The sequence below is a fragment of the Quadrisphaera sp. KR29 genome, assembly GCF_052644995.1.
Genome location: NZ_JBQXXG010000004.1, coordinates 170,696 through 187,936 on the forward strand (window position 1 = coordinate 170,696; position 17,241 = coordinate 187,936).

Genomic DNA, 17,241 nt, shown 5'->3' on the forward strand with positions numbered 1-17,241 from the left:
CCGGCTCGCCCGCCGCCACCGCCCGCCCGGCCGGACCGGCCGTGGGGCCTGACAGCCTGCCAGGAGCACCCACCGCGCTCGGCAGGCGGTCCGGCGCGCCAGCGGCTACGGTCCCAAGCGATGATCATGGGGGTGGCGCTCGCGCTGCTCGCGCTCCTGGCCGCGAGCGCGCCCCTGCTCGCGCGCCCGCTGGGGCGCCAGGTCTGCTACGTGCTGTCCGCCGGCTTCCTGCTGTCCGCGGGGCTGCTGGTCAGCGCGGCCCCGGCGGTGCTGGGCGGACGGCCACTGGAGGCCTCCGTGCCGTGGATCCCCAGCCTCGGGGTCAGCGCGGCGCTGCGGATGGACGCCCTGTCGCTGGTCTTCGCGCTCGTCGCGCTGGTGGTCGGCGCCCTGGTGATGGCCTACTGCGCGCGCTACCTGGACGACGGGGGCGCGCGCGGCCCGGTGCCCCCGCTGCTCGCGGTCTTCGCGGCGGCCATGGTGGGGCTGGTCCTGGCCGACGACCTCGTGCTGCTCTACCTGTTCTGGGAGCTCACCACGCTGTGCTCGTTCGCGCTGCTGTCCACGGCCGGGCAGAAGGCCGTCGGGCCCGGGCGCCGGGCGCTGGTCGTCACCGTCGCCGGTGGCCTGGCGCTGCTGGTCGCCGTCGTCCTGCTGGCCCTGGCCGGGGGGACCACGCGCATCTCGGTGCTCCTGGCCGAGCCCGACGTCGTGCTGTCCTCGCCCTACGCCTGGCCGGTGGCGCTGTGCGTGCTGTTCGCGGCGATGACCAAGTCGGCGCAGCTGCCCGTGCAGTTCTGGCTGCCCGGGGCGATGGTCGCCATGACGCCGGTCAGCGCCTACCTGCACGCGGCGACGATGGTGAAGGCCGGCATCTACCTGCTGGTGCGCGCCTCCACCCTGTACGCCGAGGTCACGCCCTGGCAGGTGGCGCTGGTGGGCGTGGGCATGGCGACGGCGCTGGTGGGCGCGGTGATGGCCCTGCGCGAGCACGACCTGAAGGCGATCCTGGCGCACTCCACCGTCAGCCAGCTGGGGCTGCTCGTGGCGGCCATCGGCGTGGGCACGCCGCTGGCGCTGGGCGCCGCGCTGCTGCACACCATGGCGCACGCGCTGTTCAAGGCGACCCTGTTCATGCTCGTCGGGATCATCGACAAGGAGACGGGAAGCCGCGACATCCGCGACCTGTCGGGCCTGCGCCGGGCGATGCCGTGGACGGCGGCGGCCACGGCGCTGGCGGCGCTGTCGATGGCCGGGGTCCCGCCGGCGCTGGGCTTCGTCAGCAAGGAGTACCTCTACCAGGGCTTCGTGGCCGCTCCCGGGCCGGTGTGGGTGGCGCCGCTGGCGGCCGGGTGCGCCGTGACCGCCTCGGCGCTGACCTTCGCCTACTCGATGCGCATCGTGTGGGGCGCCTTCGGCGGCCCCGACCACCCGGACCTGTACGAGCCGGCGAAGAGCTTCCTGGCCCCCGCCGCCGTGGCCGCGGGCGCCGGCCTGCTGCTCGGCCCGGCGGTCTCGCTGTTCGACCCGCTGGTCGTCGCCGCCACCAGCGCCGCCCTGCCCGGTGGGGAGCCGCCGCGGATCTACTTCTGGCACGGCCTGAGCACCGAGGTGGTGCTCTCGCTGGTGACCATCGCCGTGGGGTCGGTGCTGTTCTGGCAGCGCGAGCGCGTCGACGCGGTGCTGCTGCGGCTGCGGCTGCCCGACGCGGGCGCCCTCTTCGACGCCGGCCACGCGCGGCTCATCTCCCTCGGCGGGCGGGTCGGGGCCGAGACCCGCTCCGCGGTGCTGGCCACCCACCTGGCCAGGCCGCTGGCGGTCGTCGCCGTGGTCGGGGTGGTCGGTGCCGTCGCCCTGGGCGGGGCGCTGCCGGAGCGGACCGCCACGGCGGTGCCCGGGGAGCTGCTGGTCGCCGCCGTGCTGGTGGTCGTGCTGGCCGGGGCGCTGGTGACGTCCTCGGCGATCGTCCTGGTGGCCCTGGTCGGCCTGGTCGGGCTGGTCGTGGCCGTGAGGATCGTGCTGGTCGGCGCGGCCGACGTCTCCCTCACGCTGCTGCTCGTCGAGGCGCTCACCGCGGTCGTGGTGGTGCTCGCGCTGCGCGAGGGGAGCCTGCGCCTGCCCCCTGCGGGCGGACGGGGAGCGGTCGGCGCCGCGGTGCTGGCGGTGGGCACCGGCGTGGCGGCCGGCCTGGGCACGTGGGCGCTGACGGGGCGCCGGGAGCTGTCGGACCTCGGGGCCTACGTGCTGGAGAACTCCGAGGAGCTCACCGGCGGCACCAACGTGGTCAACACCGTCCTGGTCGACTTCCGCGGGCTGGACACGCTGCTGGAGTCCGTCCTCGTGGGGGTGGTGGCCGTCGGGCTGGGCGTGCTGGCCGAGCGGGCGCGCCCGGCGGCGACCCTGCCGGTCGACGTGGTGCTGCGCGTCGCGGCGCGCGCCCTGGCCCCCGTGATGGTGGTGGTCTCGGTCGTGCTGCTGTGGCGCGGGCACGACGAGCCCGGCGGCGGCTTCATCGGGGGGCTGGTGGCCGGCGCGGCGGTGGTCCTGGTGCACCTGGGGACGACGGCGTCGGGGAGGAGCCGGTGGACGCGGCTGACCTCGTCCCGGGTGCTGGCCGCCGGGGGGGCGCTGCTGGCCACGGGCACCGGGCTGGTGCCCCTGCTGTGGGGCGGGGCGCTGCTGCAGCCGTTCACCGTGCCGGGCCTGTACTCCCTCGGCATCGGGTCGGCCCTGCTGTTCGACCTCGGCGTCTACGCCCTGGTGATCTCGCTGGTGGTGGCGTGCGTGCGCGACCTCGGGGCCGCCCCCGCGCCGCTCGCCGGCCGCGTGCCGGAGGAGGTGCGCGCCCGGTGACCACGGCGCTCGTGGTGGCGCTCCTCGTGGGCGGCGGCACGTGGCTGGTGCTGCGCCGCGGGCTGCTGCGGGTGGTCGTCGGCTTCGTCCTGCTCGGCCACGGCGCCAACCTCGTGGTGCTCAGCGCCGGCGGCACCGACCGCCGCGGCTTCCCGCTGCCGGGCCAGCAGGGCCAGGGCCCGCTGGCGGACCCCGTGCCGCAGGCCTTCGTGCTCACGGCCATCGTCATCGCCTTCGCCGTGACGGTGCACCTGCTGGGGCTGCTGCGCGCCGGCAGGGACGAGCGCGGTGACGCGGCGCCGGAGGGTGCTGCCGACCCGGTGGACGCCGACCCGGTGGACGCCGACCCGGTGGACGACGCCAGGGGGCCGGCGTGAGCGGCGTGCTCGTGCTCGTCCCGGTGGTGCTGCCGGTGGTCGTGGGCGCCGTCCTGCTGCTGCGGGGCCGCCCCGCCGGCGCCAGCGCCGCCGACCGCACCGCCGCGCTGGCCGCCACGGCGGTCGTGGTGCTCGCCGCGGCGGCGCTGCTGGCCGGAGCCCTGCAGGGACGGGTGGCCGCGGCGGCTGCCGGCGGCTGGCCCGCCGGGGTCTCCATCGTGCTGGCCGCCGACGCGGCGGCAGCCCTGGGCGTCCTGCTGACCAGCGCGCTGGTGCTCGTCAGCCTGGTGCTGCTGGCGGGCACCCGCGAGGACCACGACCCGCGGCTGCTGCCCCTGGTGCTGCTGCTGTCGGCGGGGGTCTACGGCGCGCTGCTGACCACCGACCTGTTCAACCTCTTCGTCTTCGTCGAGCTGATGCTCGTCCCCAGCTACGTGCTCGTCGCCCTGGGGCGGCGGGGCGCCGGCGGTGGTCGCCTGTACGTCACGGTCAACCTCCTGGCCTCCACGGTCTTCCTCGTCGGCGTCGGCCTGGTCTACGGCACCACCGGCACCGTCTCGCTGGAGCAGCTGCGCGGCGCGGCGGCGGACGACCCCGCGGTGGCCGCTGCGGCCGGTGTCGTGCTCGTGGCGCTGCTGGTGAAGTCCGCGGCGGTGCCGCTGCACTCCTGGCTGCCGGGCTCCTACAGCGCGGTGGGTCCCGGGGTCGCCGTCCTGTTCTCCGGGCTGCTCACCAAGGTGGGCGTCCTGGCGCTGCTGCGGGTGTGGGCCGTGGTCTTCGAGGGCCGCCCGGCGCTGGCCTGGGTCCTGCTCGCGGTGGCCGTCGCCACGATGGTGGTCGGGGTGCTGGCGGCCGTGGGGTCCACCACGGTGCGCACCGTGCTCACCAACCACATGGTCAGCCAGATCGGGTACCTCCTGGCGGGCGTGGGCCTGGCCAGCGCGGCCGGCTACGCCGCCGCCCTGTTCTTCCTCGTGCAGTACGCGGTGGTCAAGGCCGCGCTGCTCGGGGTGTCCGCCGCGGTGGAGGTGCGGGCCGGCACCGACGAGCTCGCCGGGCTCGGCGGGCTCGCCCGCCGGGAGCCGGTGCTCGCCGTCGGCTTCGCGGTGGCGGCGCTCGGGCTCGTCGGCGTGCCCCCGACCAGCGGCTTCGTGGCCAAGCTCCAGCTGGCCTCCGCCGCCGCCGCCGGAGGGAGCTGGTGGGTGCTGGCTGCGGTCGTGGCCGTCAGCCTCGTCACGCTGGTGTCCATGCTCAAGCTGTGGAACGGGGTCTTCGTGGGTGAGGGCCCCGACCTGGGCGACGAGCGCCGCCTGCCCGCCGCGGTCCTCGCGCCGGTGCTCGTGCTGGCCGCGGGGGCGCTGGTGCTCGGGGTGTGGGCCGACCCGCTGCTGGAGGCCAGCCGGGTCGCCGCGGAGCAGCTCGTCCAGGGAGGGGCGCCGTGAGCCGCGTCGGCCGCCTGGGGGCGCGGGTGCGCCTGGGAGCCGTCTTCGCGGTCACCTACGCCGCCGAGTTCCTCGTCGCCAACGCTCAGGTGGTGCGCGAGGTGCTCACCCCCGGCAGCGGCGTCGAGCCCGCCCTCCTGCGCCAGGAGCTGGCGGGGCGCACGCCGCTGGAGGTCGCGAGCATCGCGGCGCTCGTCGGCCTGACGCCGGGGACCGTGGTCGTCGACGTCGACGACCCGCGCGAGGTGGAGCGGCCGTGCATGACCGTGCACGTGATGTTCGCGCACGACCTGGCCGAGCAGCACCGCGCGCTCGCCGCGCTCGAGCGCCGGCTGCTGGCGGCCCTGAGGGGGGTCCGGTGATCGTCGACGCCGTGCTGGTGGTGCTCGCGGCCGCCGTGGTGGTGGCCACCGTGCGGGCCGTGCGCGGGCCCACCGACGCCGACAGGGTCCTCGCCGTGGACTTCGGCTTCGCCGTCGCGCTGGCCGCCCTGGCGCTGCTCGCGGTGCGCCTGGGCGCGCCCTCCCTGCTCGACCTCGTGCTGGCGGGCACGCTCGTGGGCTTCCTCGCCACCGTGGCGCTGGCCCGGCTCGTGGGGAGGGGACAGCGGTGAGCGCGGTGCTCGAGGTGGTGGGCCAGCTCTTCGTGGCGCTCGGCGGGCTGCTCATCGCGGTGGGCGCCGTGGGCATGGTCCGCCTGCCGGACGTCTACCTGCGCGCCAACGCGGTCACCAAGGCCGCGGCGCTCGGCCTGGTGCTGGTGCTGCTCGGCGCCGCCGTGCTCGTGCCCGGGGTGCGGGCCACGGTCGTCCTCCTCGTCGCCGCGGCCCTGCAGCTGTTCACCGTCCCGGTCGCGGGGTACGCGGTGGGGGCGGCGGCGCTGCGCTCGCACGCCGCGCTCGACGCCCGCAGTCAGTGCGAGGCCGGCACGCTCGACGTCGACGACGCACCGCGCTGAGGCTGCTCGGGCTCGCCGGGCCCGCTGAGCGGCCGCTCCAGGACGAGCACGGCGAGGTCGTCGCGCAGGCGCCCGCGCGACCAGCGCGCGGCCCCCCTGACCACGCCGTCCAGCCCGTCCGCGAGGGAGCCGGAGGCGAGCTCGGCGGCCAGCAGCGCCTCGGCGTCCAGGAAGGGACCGGTCGGCCGGCGGGACAGCGGGCGGGGGCGCCGGGCCTCCAGGAGCCCGTCGGTCACCAGGACCATCCGCTGGCCGCGCTCGAGCCGGCACCGCAGCACCGGTGGCGCGCCGGACAGCTCCAGCAGGCCCAGCGGCGGCCCGGGCTCGACGTCGAGCGGCACCGCCCGCGCGGTGCCGGGGGAGAGCACGTACGGGGCCGGGTGCCCGCACGAGACCGCCTCGAACGCCCCGGTGGCGCCGTCGACCTGCACCAGCGCCGCGGTGACGAAGACGCCCTGCCCCAGGGAGGCGCGCTGGACCGTGGAGTCGAGGGCGGCGGCGAGCTGGTCCAGGGAGAGGTCGTCGTGGGCGCGCTCGCGGAAGCTGCCGAGCACGTAGCCGGCCAGGCGGACGGCGTCCAGGCCCTTGCCCTGCACGTCCCCCACCAGCGCCCTGACGCCCTGCCGGGTCTCCACGACGGCCACGAGGTCCCCGCCGATGCGGGCCAGCTGCGTCGCGGACCTGTAGGTGCTCGCGCACCGCAGCCCGCCGATCCGGCGCGGGGGCGGCTCGAGGATGGCCAGCTGCGCGGCGTCGGCGACGGCCGCCACCTGGCTGGCGCTGCGCTCCTGGCTGGAGCGGTGCCAGGCCGCGACGACGGCGATGACCGTCACCACGGCGATGATCGCCAGCCGCGTCACCGCGGCCCTGCCGAGGGGCTCGAAGTCCGGTGTGCGGACGGCCTCGAGCACGGTCAGCCCGTGCGCGAGCACCAGCGCGACGACGCCGGCCCCCGCCGTGGTGAAGGGCCCCCCGAGGGCTGCGGCGAGCAGCGGCACCGCGACGAGCGTGCCGGGGTACTGCACCCCCGGGCCGCCCTGGTACCAGTCCAGCAGGACGAAGACCAGGCCCAGCAGCACCGGCGCCGCCCACCGCACAGGGCGTGAGGCCCTGGCGGCGGGGGAGCCCATCCGAGGAGTCTCCCAGGCGGGGGGCTCAGCTGGCCAGTGCCCTGCTCACGACGTCCCTGGCCTCCTCCTGCACCCGGGCCAGGTGGTCGGCGCCGAGGAAGGACTCCGCGTAGATCTTGTAGACGTCCTCGGTGCCCGACGGGCGCGCGGCGAACCACGCGTTCTCGGTGACGACCTTGAGACCCCCGACGGCCTCGCCGTTGCCCGGCGCCTCCGTCAGCACCCCGGTGATCGCCTCCCCGGCGAGGGTGTCCGCGGTGACGTCCGAGGGTGACAGCGCCGCCAGGCGGGCCTTCTCCTCGCGGGAGGCGGGGGCGTCGACGCGGGCGTAGGCGGGGTCGCCGTGGGCGGAGACCAGCTCGGCGTACAGCTCGCTGGGGCTGCGCCCGGTCACGGCCTGCACCTCGCTGGCCAGCAGCGCCAGGAGGATGCCGTCCTTGTCGGTGGTCCACGTGGTCCCGTCGTGGCGCAGGAAGGAGGCGCCCGCGGACTCCTCGCCGCCGAACCCCACGGACCCGTCGAGCAGGCCCGGCACGAAGTGCTTGAACCCGACCGGCACCTCCAGCAGCCGCCGGCCGAGCGAGGCCACCACCCTGTCGATCATCGAGGACGAGACCAGCGTCTTGCCGACCGCCGTCCCGGCGGCCCAGCCCGGGCGGTGGGCGAAGAGGTAGGAGATGGCCACCGCGAGGTAGTGGTTGGGGTTCATCAGCCCGCCGTCGGGCGTGACGATCCCGTGCCGGTCGGCGTCGGCGTCGTTGCCGGTGGCGACGTCGTAGGGCGCCCGTCCGCCGTCGCCGGTCGCCATGACCTCCCGCAGCGAGGCCATGGCCGACGGCGAGGAGCAGTCCATGCGGATCTTGCCGTCGCTGTCGAGGGTCATGAACGCCCAGCGCGGGTCGACCTCGGGGTTGACCACGGTGAGGTCGAGGCCGTGCCGGGAGCCGATCTCGCCCCAGTACCCGACCGAGGCGCCGCCCAGGGGGTCCGCGCCGATGCGCACCCCGGCCCTGCGGACCGCCTCCAGGTCGAGCACGGAGGGCAGGTCGTCGACGTAGTGCGCCAGGAAGTCGTAGGAGCCCGCGCGCCCGCGCGCCTCCTCGAAGGGAACGCGCTGGACGCCGTCGAGGTCGCGCTCGAGCAGCTCGTTGGCCCGCGCGGCGATCTTCTTCGTGGCGTCGGAGCCGGCGGGGCCGCCCGTGGGCGGGTTGTACTTGAAGCCGCCGTCGCGCGGCGGGTTGTGGGACGGCGTGACGACGATCCCGTCGGCGCCGCCCTCCACGCCCTGGCCGTTGAGCCGCAGGATCGCGTGGGAGACGGCCGGGGTGGGGGTGTAGCCGTCGCGGCTGTCGACCAGGACGTCGACCCCGTTGGCCACGAGCACCTCCAGGGCGCTGCGCCACGCCGGCTCGGACAGCGCGTGGGTGTCGCGGCCGACCAGCAGCGGCCCGCTCACGCCCTGCTCGGCGCGGTGCTCCACGATCGCCTGGGTGGTGGCCAGGATGTGCGCCTCGTTGAAGGCGCTGTCCAGGCTCGAGCCGCGGTGGCCGGAGGTGCCGAAGACCACCCGCTGGCCCGGGTCGGAGGGGTCGGGCCGGCGCTCCGTGTACGCGGTGAGCAGGGCGTCGAGGTCGACGAGGTCCTCGGGGCGGGCCTTCTGGCCGGCGCGGGGGTGCATGCCCGCCATCCCACCCCCGCCACCGGGGGCGGCGCAACGGCGGGCCGCCCGCGCGCCTCAGCGCTCCTTGGGGATGACCACCCACAGGACGACGTAGGCGATGACCTGCGGGCCCGGCAGCAGGCAGGAGAGCAGCGCGAGCAGGCGCACGAGGGTGGGGCTCATGCCCCAGCGCTGCGCCAGGGCGGCGCACACGCCGGCGATGACCTTCCCGCGACGGGGGCGGACCAGACCTCCGGGAGCTGCCATGCGATCACTGTGGCGCAGCGCCGGCCCGCGCGCGCGGCAGGGCCAGCGCCGCCAGCAGGGCCCCGGCGGCCACCAGCGCCGCGCACACGAGCATCCCGGTGCGGTAGGCGGGGGTGAGCAGCGCGGGGTCGGCGTACCCGCTGCCCGACAGGCCCACCACGGCCGGCAGCGCCGCCACCGCCAGCAGGCCGGCGGTGCGGGCGACGGCGTTGTTGACCCCCGAGGCCGCCCCGGCCAGCTCGCCGGGGGCGGCCGCGAGGACCCCGGCGGTCAGGGGGGCCACGAACGCCGCGAAGCCCAGCCCCATCACGAGCACGCCGGGCAGCACGGAGGTGGCGTAGGCGTCACCGGGGGAGGCGCCCGACAGCAGCACCAGCCCGGCGGCCGCCGTCACGGCACCGGCGGTGAGCATGGTGCGCACCCCCAGCCGCTGCCCCAGCGCCCCGGCGCGCCCGGACAGGAACCCCAGCAGCAGCGAGGACGGCAGGGTGGCCAGGCCCGTCTGCAGCGCCGACCACCCCAGGGACACCTGCAGCTGCAGCACCACCAGCAGCTGCATCCCCGACAGCGCCGCGTACACCAGCAGGGTGAAGCCGTTGGCCGCGGTGAAGGTGCGGTCGGCGAACAGCGACGGCGGCACCACGGGGAAGGCGGTGCGCCGCTCGCGGACCACGAAGCCCACCGCGAGCGCCGCCGCCGCCGCGACGGCGCCGAGCACCGCCGCGTCGGCACCGGACTCCCCCGCCCGGGTCAGGGCCCACGTCAGCGCTGCGAGCGCTGCGGCGCCCAGCGCGGCGCCGGCCAGGTCCAGGCGGTGGCCGCGGGCCGCCTCGTCGCGGGTGTCGGGGACGCGGCGCTGGGCCAGGGCGACGGCCAGGGCCGCCACGGGCAGGTTGAGGGCGAACACCAGGCGCCAGTCGAGCGCGACGAGCGCACCGCCGACCACCGGGGCGGCCACGGTGGCCAGGGTCGTGGCACCCGACCACAGGCCGATGGCGCGGGCCCGGTCCTCGCGGCGCAGCACGGTCTGCAGCAGCGCCAGCGCCATCGGGGTCAGCAGCGCCGCGCCCACCCCCTGCAGGGCGCGGGCCGCGACCAGCACCTCCGCGGTGGGCGCCAGCGCGCACGCCGCCGAGGTCACCGCGAACCACGCCACACCGCCCACGAAGACCCGGCGCCGGCCCCACCGGTCCCCGAGCGCGCCGCCCAGGAGCACCAGCGCCGCCAGCGCGAGGGTGTAGGCGTTGACGGTCCACTGCAGCACGCCCAGGTCGGCGTCGAGGTCGCGCCCGATGCTGGGCAGGGCCACGGACACCACCTGGGCGTCCAGGAAGGCCACCGCCGAGCCCGCCGTGCTCGCCACGAGCACCGCCCGGCCCGTGGGGGAGGACAGCGCCACCCCCTCCCCGTCCTCACCGCCCGCCGGCCCGGAGGGCCCGCGCTGGCCGCGCAGGGGGTCTGGCTGGTCCGGCACGGTGATGATGCTGCCCGCTCGGCCCACGGGGCGCGTGCCAGCGCCCCCCGCCTGCCACGCTGGCCGGGTGCCCGAGCTGCCCGAGGTCGAGGCCCTGGCCGGCTTCCTGCGCCAGCGCCTCGTGGAGCGCCCCGCCGCCGAGGGCGGCGCGGCCGTCGTCGCCGCCGTCGACGTCGGCGCGATCAACGTCCTGAAGACCTTCGACCCGCCGCCCAGCGCGCTGGCGGGGCTGCCGGTGACGGGGGTGGCCCGGCACGGCAAGTGGCTCGACCTCGACTGCGACGGCCTGCACCTCGTGGTCCACCTGGCGCGGGCCGGGTGGCTGCGGTGGTCCGAGCAGCTGCCCACCACGCCGGTGAGGCCGGGCAAGAGCCCGCTGGCGCTGCGCGTGCGCTTCGCCGTCGACACCGAGGGCACCGACGGCGGTGAGGAGCCGCGCCCGGGCTTCGACCTCACCGAGCAGGGCACCCAGAAGCGGCTGGCCGTCCACGTGGTGCGCGACCCCGCCCAGGTGGCGGCCATCGCCTCCCTCGGGCCGGACCCCCTGGACGACGCCTTCGACCTCGCGGCGCTGCAGGCGCTGCTCGCGGGCTCCCGCCAGCAGGTCAAGGGGCTCCTGCGCGAGCAGTCGGTGCTCGCCGGAGTGGGGAACGCCTACTCCGACGAGGTGCTGCACGCCGCGCGCCTGTCCCCCTTCGCCGTCTCCGGCAAGCTCGACGAGGACCAGGTCTCCCGGCTGTTCGCCGCGCTCAAGGAGGTGCTCGGCTCCGCGGTCGCGGGGGCGGCCGGCAAGCCGGCCTCCCAGCTCAAGGACGCCAAGCGCGCCGGGATGCGGGTGCACGGCCGCACCGGGCAGGCCTGCCCCGTCTGCGGCGACGTCGTGCGCGAGGTCTCCTTCGCCGACAGGTCGCTGCAGTACTGCGCCACCTGCCAGACCGGCGGCCAGGTGCTCGCCGACCGGCGCACCTCCAAGTTCCTGCGCTGACGCCGGGAGGATGACGGCCGGCGGGTCTTGACCACTTCTTTGCCCCAGACTTGAGGGCGTGGAACCCGGCTTGCTCCTGAACGTGACCGTCGTCGTCGTCCTGGTGCTGGTCGGGGGGTTCTTCGCCTGCTCGGAGCTGGCGGTGGTCTCCCTGCGCGAGAGCCAGGTGCGCGCCATGGCCGCCAAGGGCGGGCGCGGGGCGGCGGTGGAGCGCCTCACGGGGGACACCAACCGGTTCCTGTCCGCCGTGCAGATCGGCGTCACGCTGTCGGGCTTCCTGGCCTCGGCGTTCGGCGGCAGCCAGATCGCCGTCGTCATCTCCCCCTGGCTCGTCGACCTCGGGCTGTCGCAGGGGGTCGCCGACGTCGTGGCGCTGGTGGTCGTCACCGCGCTGGTCACGTACATCTCGCTCGTGCTCGGCGAGCTGGTGCCCAAGCGCCTGGCGCTGCAGCGCTCCGAGGGCGTCTCGCTGTTCGTGGCGCCCATCCTCGACAGGATCGCCGCGGTCACCACCCCCGTGGTGTGGCTGCTCGGGCGCTCCACCGACCTCGTCGGCCGCCTCATCGGGCTGGACCCCAAGGCCTCCCGCGAGGAGGTCACCGAGGAGGAGCTGCGCGACATGGTCTCCACCCACGAGCAGCTCGACGAGGCCGAGCGCCGCATCGTCACCGACGTCTTCGACGCCGCCGACCGCCGCCTGTCCGAGGTGATGGTCCCGCGCACCGAGGTCGACTTCCTGCCCGCCGAGCTGGACCTGGAGGAGGCCGCCGGCGTGGTGGAGGACCAGCCGCACTCCCGCTACCCGGTGACCGGGGAGTCCTCCGACGACGTCCTCGGCTTCGTGCACGTGCGCGACCTGCTCACCGCCGCCCACCGCGGCCGGGAGGGGACCGTGCGCGACCTCGTGCGCCCCGTCGCCCTGCTGCCCGGCAGCAAGACGCTGCTGCCCTCGCTGACCGAGATGCGCCGCAGCGGGCGCCACCTGGCCGTGGTCGTCGACGAGTACGGCGGCACCGACGGCATCGTCACCCTGGAGGACCTCGTCGAGGAGCTCGTCGGGGAGATCGAGGACGAGTACGACCCCCACACCGGCCAGCCCCGCTGGTCCAGCGCCGCCGCCGGGCCCGTCGAGCTCGACGGGCTCCTGCACCGCGACGAGGTGCAGGAGGCCACCGGCGTGGAGCTGCCCGAGGGCCCCTACGAGACCCTCGCGGGCTTCGTCATGACGTCCCTGGGCCGCCTGCCGGGCTTGGGCGACGAGGTCCGCGACCTCGGCCACCGGTTCACGGTGGCCGAGCTGGACGGCCGCCGCCCCTCCCGCATCAGGGTCGAGCAGGTGGCGCAGGATGGAGGCGACGACGACGCCTCCGGCAGCTCCGCGGACGCCACCGGCGGCGTCCTGCCCGGCCGCGCCGGACGCGGCCCCGGCAGCGCCGAGGACGAGCAGCCCGAGCCGACGAGGAGCCCCGCATGAGTGAGCCCGCCCCCGTGGTCAGCGCCGCGCAGGTGCCCGACGGCGCCGCGCTGCTGGACGTCCGCGAGCAGGACGAGTGGGACGCCGGCCACGCGCCCGGCGCCCTGCACGTGCCCCTGGGCGAGCTGCCCTCCCGCCTGGGCGAGCTGCCCGAGGACGCCGAGCTGCAGGTCCTGTGCCGCGCCGGTGGGCGCGCGGCGCGCGCGGCGGCGTGGCTGCAGGAGAACGGCTACGACGCCGTGGTCGTCGAGGGCGGCATGGGCGCCTGGCAGGACGCCGGGCGGCCCGTCGTCGCCGAGGACGGCGGGGAGCCCCGCGTCCTCTGAGCGCCCGCGGGCGCCCGCCTCGACCCCGGCGGTCCCGGAGGTCGGCGGTGCCGCACCTCGCGAAGCGCCCGGGTGGCCGCGCCGGCGGATCTACGCTAAGGGCGTGGAGCACACGGGGGTGGCGGGCTCGAGCCGACGGACCTTCCTGCTGGCGGTCGCCGGGGGGGTCGCCGGCGCCGGCGGGCTGCTCGCCGGGTGCGGGCCCTCCTCCGACGGGGCCGCCGGGCCGGCTGCCTCCCCGACGCCGACGGCAGCGCCGCAGGCGCAGGTGTCCCTGGCCGCTGACGGGGTCGGCGCTGACGGGGTGACCTCCCCGGTGCCGGTGCTGCGGGCCACCGTGACCGGCGGGGAGCTGCAGGACGTGGTCCTGACCGCCGCCGACGGCTCCGCGGTGCCCGGCGCGGGCGCCGGTGACGGGTCCTGGTCCCCCGCGGAGCCGCTGGAGCTGGGCGGGGCCTACACCGCCACCGCGACCGCGGTGAACGCCGACGGCCAGCCCGCCTCGGCGTCGCTGGCGCTCACCGTGACCGGTGAGGAGGACGCGGTGAGGGCCAAGATGATGCCGCTGGACGGGGAGGTCGTCGGCGTCGGCATGCCCGTGGTGGTCATCTTCACCCGGCAGGTGCCGGAGGCGGAGCGGGCCGGGTTGGTGGAGGCGATGACGCTGACCACCTCCGCCCCCGACGGCTCGGCGGTGGAGGGTGCGTGGCGCTGGATCGGGGCCGACCGGGTGCACTGGCGCCCCCGGGAGTACTGGCCCGCGGGCACGCGGGTGCAGGTGCGGGTGCCCATGACCCGGGTGCGGGTCGACGGGGCGTGGGGGGCCGCGGACCGGGACGTCAGCTTCACCGTCGGGGACTCCCACATCGCCACCGCTGACACCGACACCCACCAGATGACGGTGCGGGTCAACGGGCAGGTGGCCAGGGTGATCCCGATCTCGGCGGGCCGGGAGGACGGCGACCCGGCCTTCGTGACGCGCTCGGGGGTGCACCTGGTGCTGGAGAAGCACGCGGACTACCTCATGGACGGGCGCACGGTCGGGCAGGACTACGCCACGCAGGTCAAGTGGGCCACGCGGATCGCGAACTCCGGGGAGTTCGTGCACGGGGCGCCGTGGTCGGTGGCCTCCCAGGGGGTCCGCAACGTCTCCCACGGGTGCCTGAACGTCTCGGACGCGGACGCGAAGTGGTTCTACGACCTGGCCCAGCGCGGTGACGTGGTGGACGTCACCGGCACGGACCGGGCGATGGAGCTGACCAACGGGCTGGGGGACTGGGTGCTGGACTGGGAGGAGTGGACCGCTCCCCAGGCCTGACCCGGCCCCTGCCCGGCGCGGACCCCGGGAGCGCCGGCCTCAGGGAGCCGGCCGCGCCCCGGGCCTGGCGTCCAGGGCCTCGCCGCGCCCGGCCCGGCGCGCGCAGTCGGCGCACTCCACGAACCGCACCGCGGGGGTGGCCCGGGTGTCGACGTGGCGCAGGTGGCGCTGGCCCGCGGGGACGGGCAGCTTGCAGCGGGCGCACGTCAGCGGCACCACGCTGACGCGCACCTGCGAGTGGATGCCACCGGTCACCGCCCCATCATCGGCCATCGCCGGTGCGCACCCCGGTGCGACGCGGCCGGCTCCCGCCGTGCGCACCGGCCGCGGGTGCGCAGGATGGGCCCGTGCGTGCCGTCGTCTACGAGCGGGCCGGTGGCCCCGAGGTGCTCCAGCTGGTCGAGCGCGAGGTGCCCGAGCCCGGACCCGGTGAGGCCAGGGTTCGGGTCGCGTTCTCCGGCGTGAACCCCACCGACTGGAAGGGCCGCGCCACCACCGCCCCGCCGGCCGGCTGGCAGGTCCCGGGCCAGGACGGAGCGGGCGTGGTCGACGCCGTCGGCCCCGGCGTCGACGCCGCGCTGGTCGGCCGCCGGGTGTGGGTGTGGGAGGCCGCGTGGCGCCGCCCCTGGGGCACCGCCGCCGAGCAGGTCCTCGTCCCCGCCTCCCACGTGGTGCCGCTGCCCGACCACGCCCCCTTCGAGCTCGGCGCCGCCCTCGGCATCCCCTTCCTCACCGCGCACCGCTGCCTGACCCTGGGGGAGTCCGCGCCCTCCCGCGTGGCCCCGGGGACCTTCGAGGGGCGCACCGTGCTCGTGCAGGGCGGGGCCGGTGCCGTCGGCAACGCCGCCGCGCAGCTCGCCTCGTGGGCCGGCGCCCGCGTGGTGGCCACGGTCTCCGGGCCGCAGAAGGCGCAGCTCGCCGCCGCGGCAGGGGCGCACGACGTCGTCGACTACCGCCGCGAGGACGTCGTCGCGCGCGTGCGCGAGGTCGCCCCGCACGGCGTCGACGTCGTCGTGGAGGTCTCCGGGGCCAACGCGGGCACCGACGCCGCCGTGCTCGCCGAGCACGGCACCGTCGCGCTGTACGCCGGGTCGCCGGGCGAGCAGCTCACCGTCCCCCTGCGCGAGCAGATGGCGCTGAACGCCCAGTGGCACTTCGTGCTGGTCTACACCGCCCCGGGGGCGGCCAAGGCGGCCGCCGTCGAGGACGTCGCGGAGGCGGTCCGGGCCGGCGCGGTGCGCGCCGGCCGGGAGGCCGGCCTGCCCCTGACCGTCCTGCCGCTGGCCGAGGCCGCCCGGGCCCACGCCGCGGTGGAGGGCGGCGCGGTCGGCAAGGTCCTGCTCGACGCCACCGCCTGAGGCCGCACGGATGGTCACGAGCTGGTCACCGTCCCCCGGTCGGAGGGCCCGCGCGGTTTCACCGCGCGGTCAGCGGGTACTCCACCGAGGGTCGACGTCGAGACGAGGCCGAGACGAGGAGCGGATCAGCGTGCCGGTCAGCATCGAAGTCCCCGCCAGCACCGTGCGGTGCGTGCGGGTGCGCCACGAGCCGCAGGAGGTCTCCTCCGTGCGCCGGGTGCTCCACGACGAGCTCGTGCACGACCCGCGCACCTCCTCGGCCGCCGACGACGTGGCCGTGGTCACCAGCGAGCTGGTCGGCAACGCCGTGCGCCACGGCACCCCGCTTGACGGCGGGCTGCTGGTCCGCTGGCGCATCACCGGTGACGAGGTGGCGGTCGAGGTGGTCGACGGCGGCGGTGACGACCCGCCCCGTGAGCTCGCCGCCCGCGACGCGGACCCGCTGGCGACCTGCGGGCGCGGCCTGCGCATCGTGGAGGAGATCGCCCGCCGGTGGGGGACGTCGCTGGACGCCGAGGGCCGCCGCACCGTGTGGGCCCTGGTGCCGGTGGGCCCCCCGGTGGCCCACCCGCTCGGCGCCTGATCCCGGGCCGCCCGGAGCGCCCCGGTCGGTAGCGTGCGGGCGTGACCGCCCCCGCCCCCTCCGAGGCGCCCGCACCCGCGCGCGCACCGCGCCTGGTGTACCTGGGTCCCCCCGGCACCTTCACCGAGGTCGCCGCGGGGCGGGCCCCCGGCGCCGAGGGCGCCGAGCGCACCCCCGTGGCCAGCGTCGACGCCGCGCTGGCGGCCGTGCGCGAGGGGGAGGCCGACCTCGCCGTCGTCCCCATCGAGAACTCCGTCGAGGGCGGGGTCACCTCCACCCTGGACGCCCTGGGGGCCGGGCGGCCCCTGTCCATCCGCGCCGAGGTGCTCGTGCCGGTGTCGTTCGTGCTGGCGGTGCGACCCGGCACCGCGCTGGCCGACGTCCGCCGGGTCGGCAGCCACCCCCACGCCCTCGCGCAGTGCCGCGGCTGGGTGGCCCGGCACCTGCCGCGGGCGGTGGTGGTGCCCGCCCTGTCCACCGCCGCCGCCGCGCAGGTCCTCGCCGGCGCCGGTGCCGGCGGGGCCCCCTACGACGCCGCCCTGTGCGCCGCTCCCGCCGCGGCCGCCGCCGGCCTGGAGGTGCTCGCCGACGACGTCGCCGACAACGCCGGCGCCGTGACCCGCTTCGTGGTGGTGAGCCGTCCGGCCGCCCCCCCGCCGCCCACCGGCTCGGACAAGACCACGGTGGCCGCGTCGCTGGCCGAGGACCGGTCGGGTGCGCTGCTGGAGCTGCTGGAGCAGTTCGCCACCCGCGGCATCAACCTCACCCGGATCGAGTCCCGCCCGCAGGGCACCGAGCTGGGGCGCTACACCTTCTCGATCGACTGCGAGGGCCACGTCGCCGACCCGCGCGTCTCCGAGGCCCTCATGGGCCTGCACCGGGTGTGCCCCCGGGTGCGCTACCTCGGCTCCTACCCGCGCGCCGACGGGCTGGCGCCGGTGCCGCCGGCGGGCACCGCGGACCGCGACTTCACCGCGGCCCGGCGGTGGCTGACCGAGCTGCTGGAGCACGGGGAGCCCTCCGAGTAGGCCGTCGGC

At 76.9% G+C, this 17,241-nt stretch carries 18 protein-coding genes; 13 read left to right on the forward strand and 5 right to left on the reverse strand.

The window, feature by feature from the left end; all coding sequences use genetic code 11:
• Positions 1 to 120 precede the first annotated feature (120 nt).
• From mbhE to ACUN9U_RS05370, 6 genes are read left to right on the forward strand one after another with little or no spacing between them, the layout of a single operon-like run.
• Positions 121 to 2,853 (forward strand): hydrogen gas-evolving membrane-bound hydrogenase subunit E, encoded by a 2,733-nt coding sequence (gene mbhE, locus ACUN9U_RS05345; RefSeq protein WP_445483886.1) that lies wholly within the window; start codon positions 121 to 123, stop codon positions 2,851 to 2,853.
• Positions 2,850 to 3,230, forward strand: coding sequence for a sodium:proton antiporter (locus ACUN9U_RS05350; protein ID WP_445483887.1), 381 nt, complete (start codon positions 2,850 to 2,852; stop codon positions 3,228 to 3,230). Before mbhE ends, ACUN9U_RS05350 begins: the two co-directional genes overlap by 4 nt.
• Positions 3,227 to 4,672, forward strand: a complete 1,446-nt coding sequence (locus ACUN9U_RS05355; RefSeq protein ID WP_445483888.1) for a proton-conducting transporter transmembrane domain-containing protein — start codon at positions 3,227 to 3,229, stop codon at positions 4,670 to 4,672. Before ACUN9U_RS05350 ends, ACUN9U_RS05355 begins: the two co-directional genes overlap by 4 nt.
• Positions 4,669 to 5,034 (forward strand): Na+/H+ antiporter subunit E, encoded by a 366-nt coding sequence (locus tag ACUN9U_RS05360; RefSeq protein WP_445483889.1) that lies wholly within the window; start codon positions 4,669 to 4,671, stop codon positions 5,032 to 5,034. The genes ACUN9U_RS05355 and ACUN9U_RS05360 overlap by 4 nt, the downstream gene beginning before the upstream one ends.
• Positions 5,031 to 5,285, forward strand: coding sequence for a monovalent cation/H+ antiporter complex subunit F (locus ACUN9U_RS05365; RefSeq protein WP_445483890.1), 255 nt, complete (start codon positions 5,031 to 5,033; stop codon positions 5,283 to 5,285). The genes ACUN9U_RS05360 and ACUN9U_RS05365 overlap by 4 nt, the downstream gene beginning before the upstream one ends.
• On the forward strand, positions 5,282 to 5,629 hold the full coding sequence (locus tag ACUN9U_RS05370; RefSeq protein ID WP_445483891.1) for a cation:proton antiporter: 348 nt from the start codon (positions 5,282 to 5,284) through the stop codon (positions 5,627 to 5,629). Before ACUN9U_RS05365 ends, ACUN9U_RS05370 begins: the two co-directional genes overlap by 4 nt.
• On the opposite strand, the gene ACUN9U_RS05375 is transcribed toward ACUN9U_RS05370, so the two are convergent.
• The 4 genes from ACUN9U_RS05375 to ACUN9U_RS05390 are packed head-to-tail and all read right to left on the reverse strand — an operon-like array spanning position 5,584 to position 10,160.
• Positions 5,584 to 6,759, reverse strand: a complete 1,176-nt coding sequence (locus tag ACUN9U_RS05375; RefSeq protein WP_445483892.1) for a PP2C family protein-serine/threonine phosphatase — start codon at positions 6,757 to 6,759, stop codon at positions 5,584 to 5,586. The genes ACUN9U_RS05370 and ACUN9U_RS05375 overlap by 46 nt on opposite strands.
• A 25-nt stretch (positions 6,760 to 6,784) precedes the next feature.
• Positions 6,785 to 8,437, reverse strand: a complete 1,653-nt coding sequence (pgm, locus tag ACUN9U_RS05380; RefSeq protein WP_445483893.1) for a phosphoglucomutase (alpha-D-glucose-1,6-bisphosphate-dependent) — start codon at positions 8,435 to 8,437, stop codon at positions 6,785 to 6,787.
• 57 nt (positions 8,438 to 8,494) lie between these two features.
• Entirely contained in the window at positions 8,495 to 8,686 is a 192-nt protein-coding gene (locus tag ACUN9U_RS05385; protein ID WP_445483894.1) for a PspC domain-containing protein, read from the reverse strand.
• Between the two features lie 4 nt (positions 8,687 to 8,690).
• Positions 8,691 to 10,160: an MFS transporter gene (locus tag ACUN9U_RS05390; RefSeq protein WP_445483895.1), complete on the reverse strand. Its 1,470-nt coding sequence runs from the start codon at positions 10,158 to 10,160 to the stop codon at positions 8,691 to 8,693.
• A 67-nt stretch (positions 10,161 to 10,227) separates the two neighbouring features.
• On the opposite strand from ACUN9U_RS05390, the gene ACUN9U_RS05395 reads away from it, so the two are divergent.
• From ACUN9U_RS05395 to ACUN9U_RS05410, 4 genes are all read left to right on the forward strand, one after another.
• Complete coding sequence (locus ACUN9U_RS05395; RefSeq protein ID WP_445483896.1) at positions 10,228 to 11,145, forward strand: DNA-formamidopyrimidine glycosylase family protein; 918 nt, start codon at positions 10,228 to 10,230, stop codon at positions 11,143 to 11,145.
• 58 nt (positions 11,146 to 11,203) lie between these two features.
• Positions 11,204 to 12,619, forward strand: a complete 1,416-nt coding sequence (locus ACUN9U_RS05400) for a hemolysin family protein (RefSeq protein ID WP_445483897.1) — start codon at positions 11,204 to 11,206, stop codon at positions 12,617 to 12,619.
• On the forward strand, positions 12,616 to 12,945 hold the full coding sequence (locus ACUN9U_RS05405; protein ID WP_445483898.1) for a rhodanese-like domain-containing protein: 330 nt from the start codon (positions 12,616 to 12,618) through the stop codon (positions 12,943 to 12,945). Before ACUN9U_RS05400 ends, ACUN9U_RS05405 begins: the two co-directional genes overlap by 4 nt.
• Before the next feature lie 103 nt (positions 12,946 to 13,048).
• Entirely contained in the window at positions 13,049 to 14,263 is a 1,215-nt protein-coding gene (locus ACUN9U_RS05410; RefSeq protein WP_445483899.1) for an Ig-like domain-containing protein, read from the forward strand.
• A gap of 39 nt (positions 14,264 to 14,302) precedes the next feature.
• On the opposite strand, the gene ACUN9U_RS05415 is transcribed toward ACUN9U_RS05410, so the two are convergent.
• Complete coding sequence (locus ACUN9U_RS05415) at positions 14,303 to 14,518, reverse strand: hypothetical protein (protein ID WP_445483900.1); 216 nt, start codon at positions 14,516 to 14,518, stop codon at positions 14,303 to 14,305.
• A gap of 92 nt (positions 14,519 to 14,610) precedes the next feature.
• Between ACUN9U_RS05415 and ACUN9U_RS05420 the strand changes: the two genes are divergently transcribed.
• The 3 genes from ACUN9U_RS05420 to pheA all read left to right on the forward strand — a co-directional run bounded on the left by ACUN9U_RS05420 (position 14,611) and on the right by pheA (position 17,232).
• Positions 14,611 to 15,621, forward strand: coding sequence for an NADPH:quinone reductase (locus ACUN9U_RS05420; RefSeq protein WP_445483901.1), 1,011 nt, complete (start codon positions 14,611 to 14,613; stop codon positions 15,619 to 15,621).
• Positions 15,622 to 15,751: 130 nt separating this feature from the next.
• A complete protein-coding gene (locus ACUN9U_RS05425; RefSeq protein WP_445483902.1) occupies positions 15,752 to 16,204 on the forward strand; it encodes an ATP-binding protein in 453 nt (150 codons plus the stop codon).
• 41 nt (positions 16,205 to 16,245) lie between these two features.
• A complete protein-coding gene (gene pheA, locus ACUN9U_RS05430; protein WP_445483903.1) occupies positions 16,246 to 17,232 on the forward strand; it encodes a prephenate dehydratase in 987 nt (328 codons plus the stop codon).
• Positions 17,233 to 17,241 lie beyond the last annotated feature (9 nt).